Below are 19,451 nucleotides of genomic sequence, written 5' to 3'. Positions count from 1 at the left end.
GCGGGTAGCGGTCGGTGCGTCGGCCGGATCGCGCGGGCGGTCAGGCCGCCGCGTCGCGGGTCTCGTCGAGGGTGACGCGGCGGGTGGCGCGCAGGCAGTTGAGCATCAGCGGCAGCAGCCACATGGCCGAGAACTGGTCGACGCCCAGCTGACCCACCGAGAGCCGGTTGTGCACGAAGCCGACCGAGAGGCCGAGCCGCGGTTCGACCCAGCCGAACGATCCGCCGAGTCCGAGGTGGCCGAGACCGCCGCGAGCGCCCGGCATCGGCAGCGAGTGGTAGCCGAGATGCCACATCATCGGCGCGTAGAACAGCGCGTGATCGAGGCGGTATGTGCGCACCTTGCTCAGTTCGTCGATCGTGGCGCGCGAGAGGAACGGCCGTCCGTCGGGTGCCTGCCCGCTCGCGACCGCGCCGTACATGGTGGCCAGCGCGGACGCGGTGGCGACGCCGTTGCCCGCGGGAAGTTCGGTGCGCAGGATGGACGGGCCGTCGCCCTCCAGGATGGCTTCCAGCCCTGGCAGGAACAGGCAGCGGGTGACCGCGCCGAGTGCGCCGGGAATGAGGTGACTGCGGCGCAGCAGGAGCGAACCGAGCGGCTTGCCGAGCAGGCTGAGCTGGCCGCCCGCCAACGGCGCGTACACCGTGCCGGACTCGACAGGCGGCAGACCCAGGTGCAGCCCGTCGATGCCGAGCGGCTCGGACACCTCGGTGCGGAACAGCTCGCCCATGCTCTTCCCGGTGATCCCGCGAGCCAGACCGGCGAGCAGCCAGCCGTAGGTGAGCGCGTGATAGGTCGGCACGCCGAGTAGCCGATCCGGTGTGGCGGCGGCCAGGCGCCGCTCCATGAGCTCGTGGTCGAGGATGTCGTCCGGGGACTTCGCGATCGGCGCCAGCGCCGAGAGGCCCGCGCTGTGCGTCATCACCTGGCGCACGGTGATCCCGCCCTTGCCGTTGGCGGCGAACTCCGGCCAGTATTCGGCGACGGGAGCGTTGTAGTCGAGCAGGCCGCGGTCGGCCAGCCGGTGGATGACGGTGGCGGTGATGCCCTTCGTGGCGGAGAAGATGATCGAGCCGGTCTCGTGGGTCCAGTCCTGCTCGCCCGCGGCGCCGACCCAGATGTCGACGAGGGGTTCGCCGTTCAAATGCACCGCCAGCGCACCGCCCGCGCCGCGACGATGTCCGAACGCTCTGGTGAAAGCGCGTACCAGAGGTCCGAATTCGGCGGCGGCGCTGCCGCCGACTGAAGCCACGTTGCTCATCACTCCAAGGTAATGGCGACGGTCACACCAGGGCAATGGTCCTGTCCGGGACAGTTGACGTACCGTTACCCGGGATTCGGTTCGGTCACGGCGCTTTTCGCGGTCGCGAGCGAATCGGCGAGCAGCGCGAACGAGTGCGCGGGAATCGTTGTGCCCGTTGGCCCTTCGGTCGGCGGCTCCCATGACAGCAACGAGAACCCGGTGACCGGCACCCGCACTGGATCTTCCGACAGGTTGCACACCAGACGGAGCGAGCCACGATGAAGGACAAGCCATCGGGACCGTTCATCGTAGTCCACTCGCACGTGCGACATCAATGGATCGGTCAAATCCGGATGTCGTCTCCGCAACGCGAGCAGCGCGCGATAGCAGGCGAGCAGCCTGGCGCGCGCGGGATCGGCGAGTTCGGACCAGTCCAGCTTGGAGCGTTGAAATGTGGCGGGATCCTGCGGATCGGGCACGTCCTCGCTCGGCCAGCCGTGCTCGGCGAACTCGTCCTTGCGCCCGGCCGCGGTGGCCGCGCCGATCTCCGGGTCGGTGTGCGAAGTGAAGAACTGGAACGGCGTGCGCGCACCCCACTCCTCCCCCATGAACAGCATGGGGGTGAACGGCGAACACAGCACGAGCGCCGCCTTGACGGCGAGCTGGCCGTCGGTCAGGTACGCGCTCGGCCGGTCGCCGAGCGCCCGGTTGCCGACCTGGTCGTGGGTGCAGGTGTAGGCGAGCAGCGCCGAACCGGGTACCACCGATCGGTCGAGCGGACGGCCGTGCACGCGGCCGCGGAAGCTGGAGTATGTGCCCGCGTGGAACCAGCCGTGCGTCAGGGTGCGCGCCAGACAGGCCATCGAGCCGAAATCGGCGTAGTAGCCCTGCCGCTCACCGGAGACCGCGGTGTGCACGGCGTGGTGCAGGTCGTCGTTCCACTGTCCGGCCAGCCCGTGGCCGCCCGCCGCGCGCGGTGTGATCAGGCGCGGATCGTTGAGATCGCTTTCCGCGATCAAGGTCAGCGGCCTGCGCACGTGCGCGGCCAGGCGTTCGGTCGCGGCGGCCAGCTCGGCCAGCAGGTGGGTGGCGGTGCGGTCGACCAGCGCGTGCACGGCGTCCAGCCGCAGTGCGTCGAGGTGGAAATCGCGCAGCCAGCGCAGCGCGTTGTCGATGATGAAGCGGCGCACCTCGTCCGAGGCGGGGCCGTCCAGGTTGAGGCTGCGGCCCCAGGTGTTGCGGCCCTCGGTCAGATAGGGACCGAAGCGGGGCAGGTAATTGCCGGACGGTCCGAGGTGGTTGTAGACGACGTCCAGGCAGACCGCCAACCCGCGCGCGTGACAGGCGTTCACGAACCGTTGCAGGCCGTCGGGACCGCCGTAGCTCTCCTGCACCGCGTACCAGAGCACGCCGTCGTAGCCCCAATTGTGGGTGCCGTCGAAGGCGTTCACCGGCATCAGCTCCACCACGGTGACGCCGAGGTCGACGAGATGATCCAGGCGTTCGATCGCCGTGTCGAAGGTGCCACCGGGGGTGAACGTTCCGAGGTGCAGCTCGTAGAAGACCGCGCCCGCCAGCGGTCGCCCGGTCCAGTCGCCGTCGGTCCACGCGCTCGGATCCAGTGCGTGCACCGCGGAGCGCCCGTGCACGCCGTCCGGCTGACGAGCCGAGCGCGGGTCGGGCAGCACGGTCGGATCGTCGTCGAGCAGGTATCCGTACCGCGCCCCGTCCGGCGCGTCCCGCTCGACGCGCCACCACCCGTCGGCCGAGCCACGCATCGGGTGCACAGTGCCGTCGAGATCGAGCCGCACCGCGCCGGCCTCGGGCGCCCACACCTCGAAGACAGTCATCGCGCCAGCATCGCACGCCCGGCCGCCGACCTCATCCCGTCGACCACCGTGGCGCGTTACGGACGGCGACCGAGCGGCACTGGCGCACCGGCACTCGGACTGCGAGAGTGAACGGGTGGGACTGTACGAGAATCAGGTCGTGCCCCGGCTCGTGGAATTCGCCTGCGGCATGCGGGTCAACGAGCCGCAGCGCTCGCGGGCCTGCGCCGGGCTGCACGGCCGGGTGGTCGAGATCGGCTTCGGCTCCGGACTGAACGTGCCGTTCTACCCGGCGGCCGTCGAATCCGTCAGCGCGGTCGAGCCCGCCGACCTCGGCTGGAAGCTGGCACGCAAGCGGCTCGACCGCGCCACCGTGCCGATCGAGCGGGCCGGTCTGGACGGGCAGTCGCTGCCGTTCGCGGACAACACCTTCGACTCCGCGCTCTCGACCTGGACGATGTGCACCATTCCGGATGTCGCGACCGCGCTGGCCGAGGTGCGCCGGGTGTTGATACCGGGCGGGACCCTGCATTTCGTCGAGCACGGCTTGGCCCCCGATCCCAAGGTCCAGGCGTGGCAGCACCGCCTGAACCCGATCGAAAAGGCGATCGCGGGCGGCTGCAATCTGGACCGTGACATCAGGGGCCTGGTGCAGGCCGCGGGGTTCGAGATCCGCGACCTCGACGTGTTCTACGGCGAGGGACCGAAGTTCCTCGCCGCATTGACGCTGGGGGTCGCTGTCTCCCCGTAGCCCCTAGTGGATTTCGACGTGCAGCGTGTAGCTGGCGTTGCCACGGGTCGGCGCGACGAGCACGCGGTACACGCCGTCGTAGGGCAGCACGATCTCGGTCCAGGTCTCCTCGACCGCGAGCACCAGTCCGTCGGGGGCGGACACGCTGAAGTTCACGTTGTCCTCCAGCGCGACGATGGCCGTCTTCAGCAGCTGTCCGCCGCGCGCCTCGAGCAAGTAGCTGTCGGCGTCGCCGCGCACGACCGCCCCGTCCAGGGTGGCCTCGCTGGTGCCCGGCGCGAATTCGATTTCCGCGTAGACCCCGGCCTGTGCGGCGCCCGCACCCGCGACGGCGAACACCAGGGTGGCCGCGAGAGCGGTGAGCGCGACGAGCGCCGCGCGGAAGGGACGGAGGATTGCTGCCATGATCGTTGTCCTGTGGTGAGAGGGGATTCGGAACGATCCGAGTCTTACCCCGGCGGCTTGTCATCGGCTGAAGACACGGTTAAAGCACCGGTCCAGCGGCCGTTTTGCCGGTGGCGAGCATCTACAACACCTTTAGTGCTGTGGTCGACCAGTTGCACCGCAAGCCGTCCCGCACTACCACCGCGCCTCCCACCGACGCCCTGGTCAGCAGCGCACACTGACGGCGCCTCGCGACGAGCGGCCGCCGAATCTCGGAGCGGATCCGGCGGCCGTCGTCGGTCAAATGGTCAGGCAGCTGGGGCCGAGGAGGGCCTTGAGGTCGCCGAAGAGAGCCGAGGACGGGGAGACTCGCAGGCTGTCGTCGAGTTTGAGCAGAGTGGTCTTGTCGCGGGCGCCGACGTGGCGGACGTGCACGTCGGAGGTGCCGGGGTGGCGGGACAGCACGCGCTTGAATTCGCCGATCTTGTCCGGGGTGCACATGCGGGTGGAGATGGTCACCGCGAGCGGCTTGGCCACGCCGATGGAGGACAGGTCGGGGACCGCGAGGTCGTTGGCGATCAACGAGATTCGGTCGTCGCGCACCGAGACGCGCGCTTTCACCAGCACCACCGCGTCCTCGACCACGTCGGCGCCGTACACCGAGTACGCCTGCGGGAAGAACAGCACCTCGATGCCACCGGTGAGGTCTTCCAGCTGGGCCGAGGCCCAGGCCAGGCCGTTCTTGTTGATGCGCCGGTTCACCGAGGCGAGGATGCCGCCGATGGTGACCTGCGCGCCGTCCTTCACGTCGCCTTCGAGAATGGTGGGGATCGGGGTGTCGGCCTGCGCGGCGAGCACGTGCTCCACGCCGTTGAGCGGATGCCCGGAGACGTAGAGGCCGAGCATCTCCCGTTCCAGCGCCAGCTTGTGCTTGGACTCCCATTCCTCGTCCGGCACCGCGACATTGAACACCGAGGCCACCGACTCGTCGGCGTCCATACCGCCGAACAGGTCGAACTGCCCGATCGCCTCGGCCTTCTTGGTGGTCATCACCGCGTCGATGGCGTCGGAGTGGATGAGCAGCAGGCCCTTGCGCGGATGCCCGAGCGAGTCGAAACCGCCCGCCTTGATGAGGGATTCGGTGACCTTCTTGGTGCAGGCGATGGCGTCGATCTTGTTCAGGTAGTCGGAGAAATCGGTGAACTTCGATTTCTCCTTGCGCGCCTGGATGATCGAGGCCACCACGTTGGCGCCGACATTGCGCACCGCGCCGAGACCGAAGCGGATGTCCTTGCCCACCGAGGCGAAGTTCTGCTCGGACTCGTTGACGTCCGGCGGCAGCACCGTGATGCCGAGCCTGCGGCAGTCCGACAGGTAGACCGCGGCCTTGTCCTTGTCGTCGCCGACGGAGGTGAGCAGGCCCGCCATGTATTCGGCCGGGTAGTTGGCCTTGAGGTAGGCGGTCCAGAAGGAGACCAGGCCGTAGCCCGCGGCGTGCGACTTGTTGAACGCGTAGCCGGCGAACGGAAGGATGGTGTCCCACAGCGCCTTCACCGCACCCTCGGAGAACCCGTTCGCGGTCATGCCCTCGTGGAAGCCCTTGTACTCGGCCTCCAGCACCTCGAGCTTTTTCTTACCCATGGCCTTGCGCAGCGCGTCGGCCTTGCCCATGGAGTAGGAGGCGACCTTCTGCGCGATGAACATGATCTGCTCTTGGTAGACGATCAGGCCGTAGGTCTCGGCCAGGATGTCCTTGAGCGGTTCCTCGAGCTCCGGGTGGATCGGCTTGATCGGCTGGCGGCCGTTCTTGCGGTCGGCGTAGTCGTTGTGCGCGTTCATGCCCATCGGGCCGGGGCGGTACAGCGCGAGCACGGCGACGATGTCGTTGAAGCCGGTGGGCTGCATGCGGCGCAGCAGGTCGCGCATCGGCCCGCCGTCGAGCTGGAAGACGCCGAGAGTGTCACCGCGAGACAGCAATTCGTAGGTGCCCGGATCGTCCAGCGGCAGGTTGTCCATGTCCAGGTCGACGCCGCGGTTGGCGCTGATGTTGTCCAGCGCGTCACCGATGACGGTGAGGTTGCGCAGACCCAGGAAGTCCATCTTCAGCAGGCCGATGGCCTCGCAGGACGGGTAGTCCCAGCCGGTGATGATCGCGCCGTCCTGCGGGCGGCGCCACACCGGGATCGCGTCCATCAGCGGCTCGGAGGACATGATCACCGCGCAGGCGTGCACGCCCGCGTTGCGAATCAGACCCTCCAGGCCGCGGGCGGTCTCGTAGATCTTGGCGACATCGGGATTGTTCCCGATGAGCTCGCGGACCTCGGCGGCTTCCTTGTACCGCTCGTGATCGGGATCCATGATGCCCGAGAGCGGGATGTCCTTGGCCATGATCGGCGGCGGCAGCGCCTTGGAGATCTGGTCGGCGATCGCGAAACCGGGCTGGCCGAACTGGACTCGCGCGGAGTCCTTGATGGCAGCCTTGGTCTTGATGGTGCCGAACGTGATCACCTGGGCGACCCGGTCGCTGCCCCACTTCTCGGTGGCGTAGCGGACCATCTCACCGCGGCGGCGATCGTCGAAGTCGATATCGATATCGGGCGCGGAGGGCCGCTCGGGGTTCAGGAACCGCTCGAACAGCAGGCCGTGCGGAATCGGGTCGATATTGGTGATGCCGAGCGCGTAGGCGACCAGCGAACCGGCCGCCGAACCACGGCCGGGGCCGACGCGGATGCCGACCTCCTTCGCGTGGGTGACGAGGTCGCCGACGACGAGGAAGTAGGCGGGGAAGCCCTTCTGCCGGATGACGTCGAGCTCGAAGTAGGCGCGGTCGTAGTACTCCTGCGGCACGCCGGAGGGGAACCGGCGATCGAGGCCACGGTCGACCTCCTTGCGCAGCCACGAGTCCTGGTCCTCGCCCTCCGGCACCGGGAACACCGGCATGCGGTCCTTGAAGTTCCACACGTCGTCGTAGGACTGCACCCGCTCGCCGATGCTCACGGTGTTGTCGCACGCGCCGGGTACCTCGGCCTCCCACAGCGCGCGCATCTCGTCGGCCGACTTCAGGTAGTAGCCGTCGCCGTCGAACTTGAAGCGGGTCGGATCGGAGAGGGTCTTGCCGGTCTGCACGCACAGCAGCGCCTCGTGGTTGGCCGACTGATCCTTCGTCACGTAGTGACAGTCGTTGGTGGCCAACGGCGGAATGTCCAGCTGCTTGCCGATGTGCAGCAGTCCTTCGCGGACCCGCCGCTCGATGGACAGGCCGTGGTCCATCACCTCGAGGAAGAAATTCTCCTTGCCGAAGATCTCCTGCCACTTGGCCGCGGCCTCCAGCGCCTCGCGGTCGTGACCGAGGCGCAGCCGGGTCTGGACCTCGCCGGACGGGCAGCCGGTGGTCGCGATGATGCCCTCGGCGTACTGCGCGATGATCTCCTCGTCCATGCGCGCCCACTTGCCGAGCTGTCCCTCGATGGAGGCCAGTGAGGAGAGCTTGAACAGATTGCGCAGGCCGGTCGCGGTCTCGGCGACCATCGTCATGTGGGTGTAGGCGCCGGAACCCGAGACGTCGTCGCCCTTCTGGCTCGGGTCGCCCCACTGCACGCGCTTGGTGTCGAACCGGGAGGCGGGCGCGATGTAGGCCTCGATGCCGATGATCGGCTTGATGTCGTGTTTCTTGGCGGAGTTGTAGAACTCGGCCGCGCCGTACATGTTGCCGTGGTCGGTCATGCCGACCGCCGTCATCCCGAGTCGCTTCGCCTCGGTGAACAGCGGAGAGATCTTGGCCGCGCCGTCGAGCATGGAGTACTCGGTGTGGTTGTGCAGGTGAACGAACGATCCGGACTCGGCCAAGACAGTCCTTCCTCCCAAGGTCTCGACGGGGGTTGGAGCAACGAGTCTATGCGCCCCCTGCGACAAGGTTTCGCACCGGCACGCGCCGCCAGGATGATCATCGGCGCGTCGTGAAGAAGATCACCGGCGCGTCGCGATCGGCCGCCCAGATCGGCCGGGAAATGCCGTCCGCGACGGCGCCGGAGACAGCGTGCGCGCGCGCTGCGAGATCGATCGAAAGCGCCCAGACGGCGCGCTCGGTATTGGTAGTGTGCCTCCGCATATGCAGGGCCGACTATCCGCGACTATCGGATCGAGGTGTCCACGTTGATCACCAAGATGACCAGCACGTTAGCCGTAATTGCTCCGGCCGCCGCCGCGCTCACCGCGGCCGCGCTCACCCTCACCGCCGCGCCCGCCGCGGCCGAGAGCAGCAAGTTCGTGACCGTCTACTCGATGACGAACGGTCTGTGCATCGCGCAGATCGACGCGTCGGTCAACGGGGACGCCTACCCGGAGTCCGCGGCGTTCACCGTGGCCTCCACCATGTGGGGCGTCGGAAATTGCAGCCTCCCGGTGACTTTGAACTGGCGCAATACCGCCACCGGCGCAACGGGTTCGGTGACGCGCACGCCCAACGGCCCCGGCTACTGGATGAACGACGGCAAGTCCGCGATCTTCAGTCCCGGCGTCGGAGACTTCACCGCCACCATCACGCTGGGCGCGGCGCACCTTCCCCAGCCGGGAACCGTCAACTTCACGGTCTCCAAGTACCAAGGCTGACCCGCACCCGTCCACCCGCACGGCCGATAATCGGATCATGATCGGTCGATTCGCTGTGGTCCGGTGACCGCGACCGCGGTCGCCGTGGTCGCGGCGGCGCTGGTGGCGGGCGGCGCTCTGCTGGTGTGGCTGCGGACGCGGCGGGTCGTCACCACGCCCGCCGAACGCGCCGTGCACTCGGCGCTGCACACCGCCTCGCTGGCGGCCGTGCCGCTGCGCCGCGGGCTCACCGACCGGTCCGCGCAGGAGGCCGCTCCGCACCTGCGTGCGCTGACCGGCGCTGCGGCCCTCGGCGTCGCCGATGCCGAGGGCGAGGTGCTGGCCTGGGACGGATCGCACGCCGATCTCGTCGAGGCCTTCGCCGACGCCGCGCGGCGGGCTGTCGCGAGCGAACGGCCGGTGCTGGTGGCCGGTCCCGGCCAGGGCGAGCACGGCGCGCGGACGCTGATCGCCCAGCCGCTGCTGATCGAGAACAGCGGCGCAGCGGGCGCGCTCGGGGTGGTCACCAGCGGCAAGCCCGGCCCCGGACTGCTCGGCGCGCTCGCCGAGGTGGCCCGCTACGCCTGCGGCCAACTGGAACTGGCCGAACTCGACGCGTCCCGAGCCCGGCTGGACCGCGCCGAGGTGCGCGCGCTGCGGGCGCAGATCAGCCCGCACTTCATCTACAACGCGCTCAACACCATTGCCTCGTTCGTGCGCACCGATCCGGCGCGGGCCAGGGAACTCATTCTCGAATTCGCCGACTTCACCCGCTACTCCTTCCGCGCCGCAGGCGAATTCACTGTGCTGTCCGACGAACTGCGCAACATCGAGCGCTACCTGGCGTTGGAGCGAGCCCGCTTCGGCGACGCACTCCAGGTGCGGCTGCGGATCGCGCCCGAGGTGCTCGGCGTCGTGCTGCCCTTCCTCGCGCTGCAACCGCTGGTCGAGAACGCGGTGCGGCACGGCATCGCGGGCAGGCAGGGCGGCGGCACCATCGCCATCGTGGCCACCGACGCGGGCACCGATTGCCTGATCAGCGTCGAGGACGACGGCGCGGGCATCGATCCGGACCTGCTGCGTTCCGGCGCACTCGACGCGATCGAATCCGGTTCCGGCCCGGCGGGTTCCGGCGAGTCCGCGCACGTCGGGCTGGCCAACGTGGACGACCGGCTGCGGGCGGCCTTCGGCAACGACTACGGGTTGGTCGTGGAGACCGCGCCCGGCGCGGGCACCAAGGTCAGCCTGCGGGTGCCGAAGTTCCGCCCCGGCGTGCGCGCCTGACGCGTACCGCGCGATATCCGCTGGTCGGGATATCCGAAACGCGTCCGATCACCATGCCTTTACCATGAAAAGGTTGTGACGCAGAACACCGAAAGGCAAGCGGGCCCGCTGCGCGTGCTCGCCGTGGATGACGAGAAGCCCGCTCTGGACGAGCTGGTGTACCTGCTGCGCACCCAGCAGGGAGTGGGCGAGATCCACACCGCGGGCGAGGCGACCGGCGCGCTGCGGGTGCTGCGTACCCATCCGGTCGACGCGGTCTTTCTCGACATCAACATGCCCGGACTCGACGGCATGGAGCTGGCGGGCATCCTCTCCGAGTTCGCCAACCCGCCCGCGGTGGTGTTCGTGACCGCGCACGACGACCGTGCGGTGAGCGCGTTCGATCTCGGCGCGGTGGACTATCTGCTGAAGCCGCTGCGCGAGGCGCGCCTTGCGGAGGCGGTGCGGCGCATCGGCCAGACGCGCGCCGCTCCCCCGCCGCCCGCGGCGCCGCGCGCCGACCCGAACGCGGTCATCCCCGTCGAACTGGGCGGCGTGACCACTCTGGTGCACCGGTCCAGCGTGAGCTGGGTGGAGGCGGACGGCGATTACGCCAGACTGCACACCAGCGCGGGCTCGCACCTGGTGCGCATCCCGCTCTCCGCCCTCGAATCCCGCTGGGAGAACGCCGGTTTCCTGCGCGTGCACCGCTCCTACCTGGTGGCGCTGCGGCTGGTCACGGGCCTGCGCACGGTGGGAAGCGGCACGGTGGTGTGCCTGCGCGCCGAGGGCAGCGCGGCGGCAGTGGAACTGCCCGTGAGCCGCCGCCAGGTGCGCGAACTCAAACAGCGGCTCGTGCACGGGCCGCGCCACACCTGGACGAACCGGTGACCGGGCCGCAGCGGCCCGCGCGGCAACGGGTGGTGCTCGCCGAGCGGCGTGGCGCGCGCCGGGTGCGCACCCGGGCGGAGGTGGCCGAGCAGACCGAGATCGGGGAAGCCTTGATCGGCGGACTCATTCGTGCCCAGCTCGGCCTCGCGTTGCGACTGGCGCTGGTCACGGTCCTGGCGCTCGGCTCGGTTCCGCTGCTGCTGAGCATCGAGGCGCTCGGCTCGGCCGTGGTCCTGGGCGTGCGGCTGCCCTGGCTGCTGCTCGGCGTCGCGGTGTTCCCGGCGCTGTACGGGGTGGGTCGCCTCTACGTCCGGCTGTCCGAGCGCAACGAGGAGGATTTCCTCGACCTGGCCGGGGACTGACGTGGGCGCGCCCGCCCTGACCGTCGCGGCCCTGCTGCTCGCGGCGCTCGCCACCGTGGCCATCGGCGCGTACGGCGTGCGGCTCTCGCGGACCACCTCCGATTTCCTTGTCGCGTCGCGCAGCGTGAGTCCCGGCTGGAACGCGGCGGCGATCTCCGGCGAATATCTCTCGGCCGCCTCATTTCTCGGTGTGGCAGGACTGATCGCGAAGTACGGCGCCGACGCGCTGTGGTATCCGGTGGGATTCACCGCGGGCTACCTGGCGCTGCTGCTGTTCGTCGCCGCCCCGCTGCGCCGCTCGGGCGCGTACACGGTGCCGGATTTCGCCGAGTTCCGGCTCGGCTCGGTACGTTTGCGCAGGCTGGCCGCGGTGGTGGTGGTGCTCGTGTGCGCGGTCTATCTGATCCCGCAGTTCCAGGGGGCCGGGCTCACCTTGCGGATTCTGCTCGGCGTGCCGAGCTGGGTCGGGGCCGTCGCGGTCGGGGCGATCGTGATCGCCAATGTCACCGGCGGCGGGATGCGGTCGATCACGCTGGTCCAGGCGTTCCAGTACTGGCTGAAGTTCACCGCCGTCGCGCTGCCCGCGCTGGTATTACTCGGCCATTTCCTGGGCCAGGACCGTGAGCTCGGCACGGCCGCGCCGCCGGTGGTCACCGAGCGCACCACGGTGGACGTCACCACCGACGTGGTGGTGCAGGTCGGTGCGGGTCAACAGGTTTCGATCGTGGGCACGGTGGACGGCCGCCGCGTCGACGGTCCGGTGGCGTTGGCGCCGGGCGAGCACGAGCTGGCCGCGGGTACCGAGCTGGTGCTCGAATCCGGTTCCGCGGTCCCGGTGGTGGCGGGCGCGCCCGCCGACGGCGTCAGCTGGTTGTCGCCGGGCGGCGGGTTCGGCGGCTCGCACCCGACCTACCAGGTGTATTCGCTGATCATCGCCACCTTCCTCGGCACGATGGGACTGCCGCACGTGCTGGTACGGTTCTACACCAATCCCGACGGCCGGGCCGCGCGGGCGACCGCGCTCGCCGTCATCGGCTTGGTCGGCATGTTCTACCTGTTCCCGATCCTGCTCGGGGTGTTCGCCCGGCTCTACGTGCCGCAGTTGCTGATCACCGGAACGTCCGACGCCGCGGTGCTGCTGCTGCCCGGCTCGGTGCTCGGCGGGTTACCCGGCAAACTGCTGGCGGCGCTGGTCGCGGCGGGCGCGATCGCCGCGTTCCTGTCCACGTCCTCCGGGTTGCTGGTCAGCATCGCCGGCGTGCTCAGCACGGACATGCTGCGCGGCCGGATCAGGGACTTCCGTATGGCGGCGCTGGCGGCGGGCGTCGTCCCGCTGGCGCTTTCGCTCACCGTGGCCTCGCTGGACCTCTCGCGTACCGTCGCGCTGGCGTTCTCGGTGGCCGCCTCGACGCTGTGCCCGCTGCTGGTGCTCGGCATCTGGTGGCGCGGGCTCACCGCGAAGGGCGCGGGGGCGGGTTTGATCGTCGGCGGCCTCGTCGCGGGCGGGGCGACGGCGGTGTCCGTGCTCGGCGGGGCGTCCGAGGCGGTCGCCGACGGCTGGCTCGCGGCGATCCTCGGTTACCCTGCGGCGATCAGCGTGCCGCTGGCCTTCCTCACGATGGTGCTGGTGAGCACCGTGACGCGCGGTCAGGGCCCGCGCGCGGTGCGGCGGATCTTCGTGCGCATGCACGCCCCCGAACGCCTCGGCATGGGCGCCGACCGCGAGCGCGTGCTGCGCGCAGGCTGACGAGATCGCCGCCGGACCGCCGACCGTTCGTCGCGCGGAGCCGACCGCTCACCGCACAGATCCCCACCTTCACAGAGTGACCTGCACCACAACGCATATCGGCGCTTCGATCGGTCTACCTTCACCGCAGTAATCCACGTCACAAGCTAGGACGCTCCGATGACCAGTACCGACCTCGACGGCACCAAGCCACCGCGCACGCCGAGCGCAGAGGACTTCGCGGCCGTACAGGCCAGCCCGCAATTCCAGGAGCTGCGAAACCGTCTGCGCCGTTTCGTGTTCCCCATGACGGCACTGTTCCTGACCTGGTACCTCGGCTACGTGCTGCTCGGCGCGTACGCGCACGACTTCATGGCGACCGAGGTCGTCGGCAACGTCAACGTCGGGCTGCTGCTCGGCCTCGGCCAATTCCTGTCCACCTTCGTGATCACCGCGTGCTACGTCCGCTTCGCCAACAAGGAACTCGATCCGCGCGCCGCGGCCATCCGCAACTACCTGGAGGGCGAGCGGGCATGACCACGCAATTCCTCGCGGCCGGAACGGTCGGCAATCCCGTCGCGAACATCGCCATCTTCGGCCTGTTCGTCGCCGTCACGATGGTGGTGGTGATCAGGGCCAGCCGCAACAACGCCAGCGCCGCGGACTACTTCACCGGCGGCCGCGGCTTCTCCGGCCCGCAGAACGGCATCGCCATCGCGGGCGACTACCTCTCGGCGGCCAGCTTTCTCGGCATCGCGGGCGCCATCGCGGTGTACGGCTACGACGGCTTCCTCTACTCCATCGGCTTCCTGGTGGCCTGGCTGGTCGCGCTGCTGATGGTCGCCGAAATGCTCAGGAACACCGGCAAATTCACCATGGCCGACGTGCTGAGCTTCCGGCTGCGGGAACGCCCCGTGCGCACCGCCGCGGCGCTGTCCACGCTCACCGTCTCGCTGTTCTACCTGCTGGCGCAGATGGCGGGCGCGGGCGGCCTGGTCGCGCTGCTGCTCGACATCGAGGACCGGGCCGGGCAGTCGGTGGTGATCGCGGTGGTCGGCGTGCTGATGATCGTCTACGTGCTGGTCGGCGGCATGAAGGGCACCACGTGGGTGCAGATCATCAAGGCGGTGCTGCTCATCACCGGCGCCGCGCTGATGACGGTGATGGTGCTGGCCAAGTTCGGGTTCAACTTCTCCGACATTCTCGGCTCGGCGCAGCAGATGGTCTCCGACTCCACCAACAAGGCCGTCGCCTCGCGTGACGTGCTCGCCCCCGGCGCGCAGTACGGCGCGACCGAGACCTCGAAGCTGAACTTCGTCTCCCTCGGCCTGGCGCTGGTGCTCGGCACCGCGGGTCTGCCGCACGTGCTGATGCGCTTCTACACCGTGCCGACCGCCAAAGAAGCTCGCCGCTCGGTGGTCTGGGCGATCGCCCTGATCGGCGCGTTCTACCTGTTCACGCTGGTGCTCGGCTACGGAGCGGCCGCCATCGTCGGCCCGGATCGCATCCTCGCCTCGGCGGGCGGCCAGAATTCGGCGGCGCCGCTGCTGGCCTTCGAACTCGGCGGTGTGCTGCTGCTCGGCATCATCTCCGCGGTCGCGTTCGCCACCATCCTCGCGGTGGTCGCCGGCCTCACCATCACCGCGGCGGCCTCGTTCGCGCACGACATCTACGGCAGCGTGCTGAAGCACGGCAACGCGGACGAGGCGGCGCAGGTGCGGGTTTCGCAGATCACCGCGGTGGTGATCGGCGCGCTCGCCATCGGCCTCGGCATCCTGGCCAACGGGCAGAACATCGCGTTCCTGGTGGCGCTGGCCTTCGCGGTCGCGGCGGCGGCGAACCTGCCGACCATCGTGTACTCGTTGTTCTGGCGGCGCTTCAACACCACCGGCGCGCTGTGGAGCATGTACGGCGGCCTGATCTCCACCATCGTGCTCATCGTGTTCTCGCCCGCGGTGTCGGGCAGCAAGAGCGCGATGCTCCCCGGCTCGGACTTCGACCTGTTCCCGCTGTCGAATCCCGGAATCGTCTCCATCCCCTTGGCTTTCGCGCTCGGCGTGATCGGCACCTTCGTCGGCGGCCGCACACCCGAGAACCCGGCCAAGGCCGCCGAGATGGAGGTTCGCTCGCTCACCGGAGTGGGCGCGGAGAAGGCGGTCGTGCACTGACCTTCCCGGTCCCGGCGCGCGCCGGGGCCACCGCAGGACTCGCCGCAACGGCGCGGCGCCCGTCGGGTCCCGGCACACGCCGGGGCCCGACCCCTGTTCCCGTTGCCGCTGAGGCTCTTTCGATTGGAGATGTGACTTGACCAGCGCCACGACCGGACCCGACACCACGGTCCCCGTGACCTACCCGCCCAGCTCGGAATTCGCCGCCGCCGCGAATGCCGATGCGGCGCTCTACGATCGGGCCGCCGCCGACCGGCTCACCTTCTGGGCCGAGCAGGCCGAGCGGCTGCACTGGCACCAGAAGTGGAACCAGGTGCTGGACTGGAGCGACGCGCCCGTCGCCAAGTGGTTCGTCGAGGGCAAGCTCAACGTCGCCTACAACTGCGTGGACCGCCACGTCCTCGACGGGCACGGCGACCAGGTCGCCATCCACTGGGAAGGCGAACCCGGCGACTCGCGCGACATCACCTACGCCGAACTGCTCGCGGACGTCTGCCGCGCGGCCAACTATCTCACCGAACTCGGTCTGCGCGCGGGTGACCGGGTGGCGATCTACATGCCGATGGTGCCCGAGGCCATCGTCTCCATGCTCGCCTGCGCGCGGCTCGGACTCACCCACTCGGTGGTGTTCGCGGGCTTCTCCCCCACCGCCTTGCGCCAGCGCGTGGACGACGCGGAGGCGCGATTGGTGATCACGACCGACGGTCAGTGGCGGCGCGGCGCCGCTGCCCCGCTCAAGGCCGCCGTCGATGAGGCGCTCGGCGACGGAAATTCCAGCGCGGAGCACGTTCTTGTGGTGCGGCGAACGGGAATCGACACGCCGTGGACCGAAGGTCGTGACCTGTGGTGGCACGAGACCGTCGAGGCCGCTTCCCCCGAGCACGAGGCGCAGCCCTTCGACGCCGAGCACCCCCTGTTCATCCTCTACACCTCCGGCACCACCGGAAAACCCAAAGGCATCCTGCACACCTCCGGCGGCTACCTCACCCAAGCCTCCTACACCCACCACAACGTCTTCGACCACAAACCCGGACAAGACGTCTACTGGTGCACCGCCGACATCGGCTGGGTCACCGGCCACAGCTACATCGTCTACGGACCCCTGTCCAACCGCACCACCCAAGTCGTCTACGAAGGCACCCCCAACTCGCCCACCGAACACCGGCACTTCGAGATCATCGAAAAGTGCGGCGTCACCATCTATTACACCGCGCCCACACTCGTGCGTACCTTCATGAAATGGGGCCGGGAGATCCCGGACGCGCACGATCTGTCGTCGCTGCGGCTGCTCGGCAGCGTCGGCGAGCCGATCAATCCCGAGGCGTGGCGGTGGTATCGCGAGGTCATCGGCGGCAACCGGACGCCCATCGTGGACACCTGGTGGCAGACCGAGACCGGCGCGATCATGATCTCCCCGCTGCCCGGCGTGACGGCGGCCACACCGGGCGCCGCCATGGCACCGCTGCCCGGCGTCTCGGCGGCAGTCGTCGACGACGACGGCGCCGTCCTCGAACACGGCGTCGCCGGGCTGCTGGTGCTCGACCAGCCGTGGCCGTCGATGCTGCGCGGCATCTGGGGCGATATGGAACGCTTCCGCGAAACCTATTGGGCGCGTTTCGCCGCCGACGGGTGGTACTTCGCCGGTGACGGCGCGAAGGTGGACGAGGACGGAGCGCTCTGGGTGCTCGGCCGGGTCGACGACGTCATGAACGTCTCCGGCCACCGCATCTCCACCGCCGAAGTCGAATCCGCCCTCGTCGGACACTCCGGCGTCGCCGAAGCCGCTGTCGTCGGCGCCAGCGACACCACCACCGGCCAAGGCATCGTCGCCTTCGTCATCCTCACCGCCGAAACCGAGGACACCGGCGACGCCCTCATCGATGAACTGAAGGCCGAAGTCGCCCGCGAAATCAGCCCCATCGCCAAACCACGCGAAATCCACGTCGTCCCCGAACTCCCCAAAACCCGCAGCGGCAAAATCATGCGCCGCCTGCTCCGCGACGTCGCCGAAGGCCGCGAACTCGGCGACACCTCCACCCTCGTCGACCCCAAGGTCTTCGAGGCCATCGCGCGCGGCTGAACCCGGCGCTGGGCGGCGTACCCGATCACATGAGGGGTTCGGGTCCGCCGCCCGCCGAATTCGGGTTCGGCGCTGCCCCGACGCTTTTGCGGTATGCACATACCAAATAAATGGTATGTTGATATCATCAAAGCGGACGAAGGGGAGGTCATGGGCAAGGTCGGAGGGTTCAGGAACGACGAGGCGCGCGAGAACTACCTGCGCGCGTACGACGCGATAGAGGCGCTGTGGCCCCTCCCCGCGACGCAGGTCGATATCCCGACGTCGTTCGGGCCAACGCACGTGCGCCGGTCCGGTTCCGGGGCAGGGACGCCGATCGTGCTGTTGCACCAGTTCGGCGGCAACGGATTGGTGTGGCACAGCGTCGTCGAGGATCTCGCCGGAGACCGCGTCGTGTACGCACCGGACACGATCGGGACCGCGGGACGCAGCGTGCAGACCGCGCCGTTGACAGGCGAGGCCGACTTCGCGGCCTGGTTCGAGGAGGTGCTGAACGGGCTCGGCCTCGATCGCGTCCATCTGGTCGGTTATTCGCACGGCGCGTGGCATGCCGTGCTGGCCGCGTTGCACGCCTCCGGGCGGCTGGCCAGCTCGACGCTCATCGAGCCGGGCGGTGTATTCACCAAGCCGAAGCTGGGCGTGCTGGTGAAGATGATCTGGTTCGGGATGCGCGGCAAGTCCGACGAGAACATGCGCAAGACGATGGCGTGGCTGTCGCCGGGCGCTGTCGTCGGCGACCTCGAATTCGCCTGCGGCAAAGCCGCATTACACGGCTACCGCATGCGCATCGGCTGGGCGCGGGTGCTGAAGGACGCCGAGTTGCGATCCCTCACCGTGCCCACGCTGGTGATCTTCGGTGGCGACACGCTGGTCGCCGACACCGAACTGGCCGCCGAGCGCATCGCGGCCAACGTCCCGCGTGGCACGACCGAGATCTATCCCGGAACGGCGCACGGCATCCTGTACCAGATCCCCGGCCGGATCAGCCAGCGCATCAGGACCTTCGTGCAGCAGCACGACCGATCGGAGGTCCGATAGCGCCGCGCCCCGCACCGTTCGCGCCCCAGCGATTGAACCATCCGCCCGGTCGATGACGTGATCAGTGCGCAACGATGTCGGGCGGCTCGAAGCCCGGCATCGCTGCGACACCACCGAATTCGCCGCCGTCGACCGGAAGCGCGCAGCCCGCGGGGACTTGCCCGCATCCGCTTCGTCGGCCGACTGCGGCATCGTCCGAACGGAGCGCCACATGGCCAACGACGACCCGACACTAGACCGCCGCACCGTGATGGCGGGCGCCGGAGCACTGGCCGCGGCCGCCACCGCACTCGCGGCGTGCGGCGCCCGAGGCGAGAACGAATCCGCGGCGGCGCCCGCTCCCACGCCCGCCGCGCAATCCGGCGGGACGACCGTTCTCGCCAAGACCGCCGACGTGCCGGTGGGCGGCGGCGTGATCGCCGGGGACACGGTGGTCACCCAGCCGAGCGCGGGCGTCTTCGTCGGCCTGGACAGCACCTGCACGCACGCGGGCTGCCGGATCGCCGAGGTCGCGGGCGGCACCGTCAACTGCCGCTGCCACGGCAGCAAGTTCGGTCTCGACGGTTCCGTCGTCGCCGGGCCTGCCCAACGCCCGCTCACATCCAGAACGGTTCGCGTGGAGGGTGATTCGGTCGTCGCCGGATGATCTCAGGCGTCGCCGAACATCTCCGCCATCCGCCGGTCCATCTCCTCGGGCGAGATGTCCTCCACGTGGGTGGCCACCGTCCAGCGGTGTCCCCACGGGTCTTCGAACGCACCGCTGCGGTCGCCGTAGAACTGGGTGGTCATCGGGGTGAGTTCCTTGGCTCCGCCCGCGAGTGCGGCCGTGAAGGCCGCGTCGGCGTCCTCGACGTAGACGTAGATGTTGACGGGTGTGCCGCCGACCGTCTTGGGATCGAGGAAGTCCATGTCCGGCGCCGGATCGCCGAGCATGATGACCGAATCGCCGAGCGTCAGCTCGCAGTGCGCGATCTTGCCGTCGGGGCGCGGCATGCGCATCCGCTCCGTGGCGCCGAACACCTGCTTGTAGAAATCGATCGCGGCCGCGGCGCCGTCGATCGCCAGGCCGGGCGACACCGCCGGATATCCGTCTGGGATAGGTTTCACATCGGACATGGGAGACCTCCGG

Annotated in this window: 17 protein-coding genes; 11 read left to right on the top strand and 6 right to left on the bottom strand. The window is 69.2% G+C overall.

From position 1 onward, the window contains the following. Positions 1 to 40: 40 nt before the first annotated feature. Both AC3ERS_RS33785 and treZ read right to left on the bottom strand, forming a co-directional pair. The gene (locus AC3ERS_RS33785; RefSeq protein ID WP_431972215.1) at positions 41 to 1,261 is read right to left on the bottom strand and encodes a serine hydrolase domain-containing protein; all 1,221 of its coding nucleotides are present in this window, start codon (positions 1,259 to 1,261) and stop codon (positions 41 to 43) included. Positions 1,262 to 1,326: 65 nt separating this feature from the next. Continuing rightward, positions 1,327 to 3,093 (bottom strand): malto-oligosyltrehalose trehalohydrolase, encoded by a 1,767-nt coding sequence (treZ, locus tag AC3ERS_RS33780; protein ID WP_431972214.1) that lies wholly within the window; start codon positions 3,091 to 3,093, stop codon positions 1,327 to 1,329. Between the two features lie 169 nt (positions 3,094 to 3,262). Between treZ and AC3ERS_RS33775 the strand changes: the two genes are divergently transcribed. Then, positions 3,263 to 3,823, top strand: a complete 561-nt coding sequence (locus tag AC3ERS_RS33775) for a class I SAM-dependent methyltransferase (protein WP_431972235.1) — start codon at positions 3,263 to 3,265, stop codon at positions 3,821 to 3,823. 3 nt (positions 3,824 to 3,826) lie between these two features. Here AC3ERS_RS33775 and AC3ERS_RS33770 read toward each other — a convergent pair whose 3' ends face one another. From AC3ERS_RS33770 to AC3ERS_RS33760, 3 genes are all read right to left on the bottom strand, one after another. Then, complete coding sequence (locus AC3ERS_RS33770) at positions 3,827 to 4,228, bottom strand: hypothetical protein (RefSeq protein WP_431972213.1); 402 nt, start codon at positions 4,226 to 4,228, stop codon at positions 3,827 to 3,829. 279 nt (positions 4,229 to 4,507) lie between these two features. Beyond that, on the bottom strand, positions 4,508 to 8,053 hold the full coding sequence (dnaE, locus tag AC3ERS_RS33765; protein WP_431972212.1) for a DNA polymerase III subunit alpha: 3,546 nt from the start codon (positions 8,051 to 8,053) through the stop codon (positions 4,508 to 4,510). A gap of 97 nt (positions 8,054 to 8,150) precedes the next feature. Then, a complete protein-coding gene (locus tag AC3ERS_RS33760; protein WP_431972211.1) occupies positions 8,151 to 8,315 on the bottom strand; it encodes a hypothetical protein in 165 nt (54 codons plus the stop codon). Positions 8,316 to 8,359: 44 nt separating this feature from the next. On the opposite strand from AC3ERS_RS33760, the gene AC3ERS_RS33755 reads away from it, so the two are divergent. From AC3ERS_RS33755 to AC3ERS_RS33710, 10 genes are all read left to right on the top strand, one after another. Continuing rightward, positions 8,360 to 8,815 carry a hypothetical protein gene (locus tag AC3ERS_RS33755; protein WP_431972210.1) on the top strand — a complete coding sequence of 152 codons (456 nt, stop codon included), beginning with the start codon at positions 8,360 to 8,362 and terminating at the stop codon, positions 8,813 to 8,815. Between the two features lie 63 nt (positions 8,816 to 8,878). Continuing rightward, the gene (locus tag AC3ERS_RS33750; RefSeq protein ID WP_431972209.1) at positions 8,879 to 10,078 is read left to right on the top strand and encodes a sensor histidine kinase; all 1,200 of its coding nucleotides are present in this window, start codon (positions 8,879 to 8,881) and stop codon (positions 10,076 to 10,078) included. Positions 10,079 to 10,153: 75 nt separating this feature from the next. After that, positions 10,154 to 10,948, top strand: coding sequence for a LytR/AlgR family response regulator transcription factor (locus tag AC3ERS_RS33745; protein ID WP_431972208.1), 795 nt, complete (start codon positions 10,154 to 10,156; stop codon positions 10,946 to 10,948). After that, the gene (locus AC3ERS_RS33740) at positions 10,945 to 11,310 is read left to right on the top strand and encodes a hypothetical protein (RefSeq protein WP_431972207.1); all 366 of its coding nucleotides are present in this window, start codon (positions 10,945 to 10,947) and stop codon (positions 11,308 to 11,310) included. Before AC3ERS_RS33745 ends, AC3ERS_RS33740 begins: the two co-directional genes overlap by 4 nt. Position 11,311: 1 nt before the next feature. After that, a complete protein-coding gene (locus AC3ERS_RS33735; protein WP_431972206.1) occupies positions 11,312 to 13,057 on the top strand; it encodes a sodium/solute symporter in 1,746 nt (581 codons plus the stop codon). Positions 13,058 to 13,216: 159 nt separating this feature from the next. Then, positions 13,217 to 13,573 (top strand): DUF485 domain-containing protein, encoded by a 357-nt coding sequence (locus AC3ERS_RS33730; RefSeq protein ID WP_431972205.1) that lies wholly within the window; start codon positions 13,217 to 13,219, stop codon positions 13,571 to 13,573. Continuing rightward, the gene (locus tag AC3ERS_RS33725; protein WP_431972204.1) at positions 13,570 to 15,204 is read left to right on the top strand and encodes a solute symporter family protein; all 1,635 of its coding nucleotides are present in this window, start codon (positions 13,570 to 13,572) and stop codon (positions 15,202 to 15,204) included. The genes AC3ERS_RS33730 and AC3ERS_RS33725 overlap by 4 nt, the downstream gene beginning before the upstream one ends. A gap of 136 nt (positions 15,205 to 15,340) precedes the next feature. Continuing rightward, on the top strand, positions 15,341 to 17,284 hold the full coding sequence (gene acs / locus AC3ERS_RS33720; RefSeq protein WP_431972203.1) for an acetate--CoA ligase: 1,944 nt from the start codon (positions 15,341 to 15,343) through the stop codon (positions 17,282 to 17,284). A 150-nt stretch (positions 17,285 to 17,434) separates the two neighbouring features. Further along, the gene (locus AC3ERS_RS33715) at positions 17,435 to 18,322 is read left to right on the top strand and encodes an alpha/beta fold hydrolase (protein WP_431972202.1); all 888 of its coding nucleotides are present in this window, start codon (positions 17,435 to 17,437) and stop codon (positions 18,320 to 18,322) included. Between the two features lie 211 nt (positions 18,323 to 18,533). Beyond that, positions 18,534 to 18,968, top strand: a complete 435-nt coding sequence (locus AC3ERS_RS33710; RefSeq protein ID WP_431972201.1) for a Rieske (2Fe-2S) protein — start codon at positions 18,534 to 18,536, stop codon at positions 18,966 to 18,968. A gap of 2 nt (positions 18,969 to 18,970) precedes the next feature. On the opposite strand, the gene AC3ERS_RS33705 is transcribed toward AC3ERS_RS33710, so the two are convergent. Continuing rightward, positions 18,971 to 19,438, bottom strand: coding sequence for a VOC family protein (locus AC3ERS_RS33705; RefSeq protein ID WP_431972200.1), 468 nt, complete (start codon positions 19,436 to 19,438; stop codon positions 18,971 to 18,973). Positions 19,439 to 19,451 lie beyond the last annotated feature (13 nt).

The organism is Nocardia sp. bgisy134, assembly GCF_057708325.1.
This window is presented reverse-complemented; position numbering and strand designations above follow the sequence as displayed.

Bases quoted from the DNA above. Each gene is read 5' to 3' on its own strand.
- AC3ERS_RS33785 (WP_431972215.1), bottom strand. From the start codon at position 1,261: ATGAGCAACGTGGCTTCAGTCGGCGGCAGCGCCGCCGCCGAATTCGGA.
- treZ (WP_431972214.1), bottom strand. From the start codon at position 3,093: ATGACTGTCTTCGAGGTGTGGGCGCCCGAGGCCGGCGCGGTGCGGCTC.
- AC3ERS_RS33775 (WP_431972235.1), top strand. From the start codon at position 3,263: ATGCGGGTCAACGAGCCGCAGCGCTCGCGGGCCTGCGCCGGGCTGCAC.
- AC3ERS_RS33770 (WP_431972213.1), bottom strand. From the start codon at position 4,228: ATGGCAGCAATCCTCCGTCCCTTCCGCGCGGCGCTCGTCGCGCTCACC.
- AC3ERS_RS33760 (WP_431972211.1), bottom strand. From the start codon at position 8,315: ATGCGGAGGCACACTACCAATACCGAGCGCGCCGTCTGGGCGCTTTCG.
- AC3ERS_RS33730 (WP_431972205.1), top strand. From the start codon at position 13,217: ATGACCAGTACCGACCTCGACGGCACCAAGCCACCGCGCACGCCGAGC.
- AC3ERS_RS33725 (WP_431972204.1), top strand. From the start codon at position 13,570: ATGACCACGCAATTCCTCGCGGCCGGAACGGTCGGCAATCCCGTCGCG.
- AC3ERS_RS33715 (WP_431972202.1), top strand. From the start codon at position 17,435: ATGGGCAAGGTCGGAGGGTTCAGGAACGACGAGGCGCGCGAGAACTAC.
- AC3ERS_RS33710 (WP_431972201.1), top strand. From the start codon at position 18,534: ATGGCCAACGACGACCCGACACTAGACCGCCGCACCGTGATGGCGGGC.
- AC3ERS_RS33705 (WP_431972200.1), bottom strand. From the start codon at position 19,438: ATGTCCGATGTGAAACCTATCCCAGACGGATATCCGGCGGTGTCGCCC.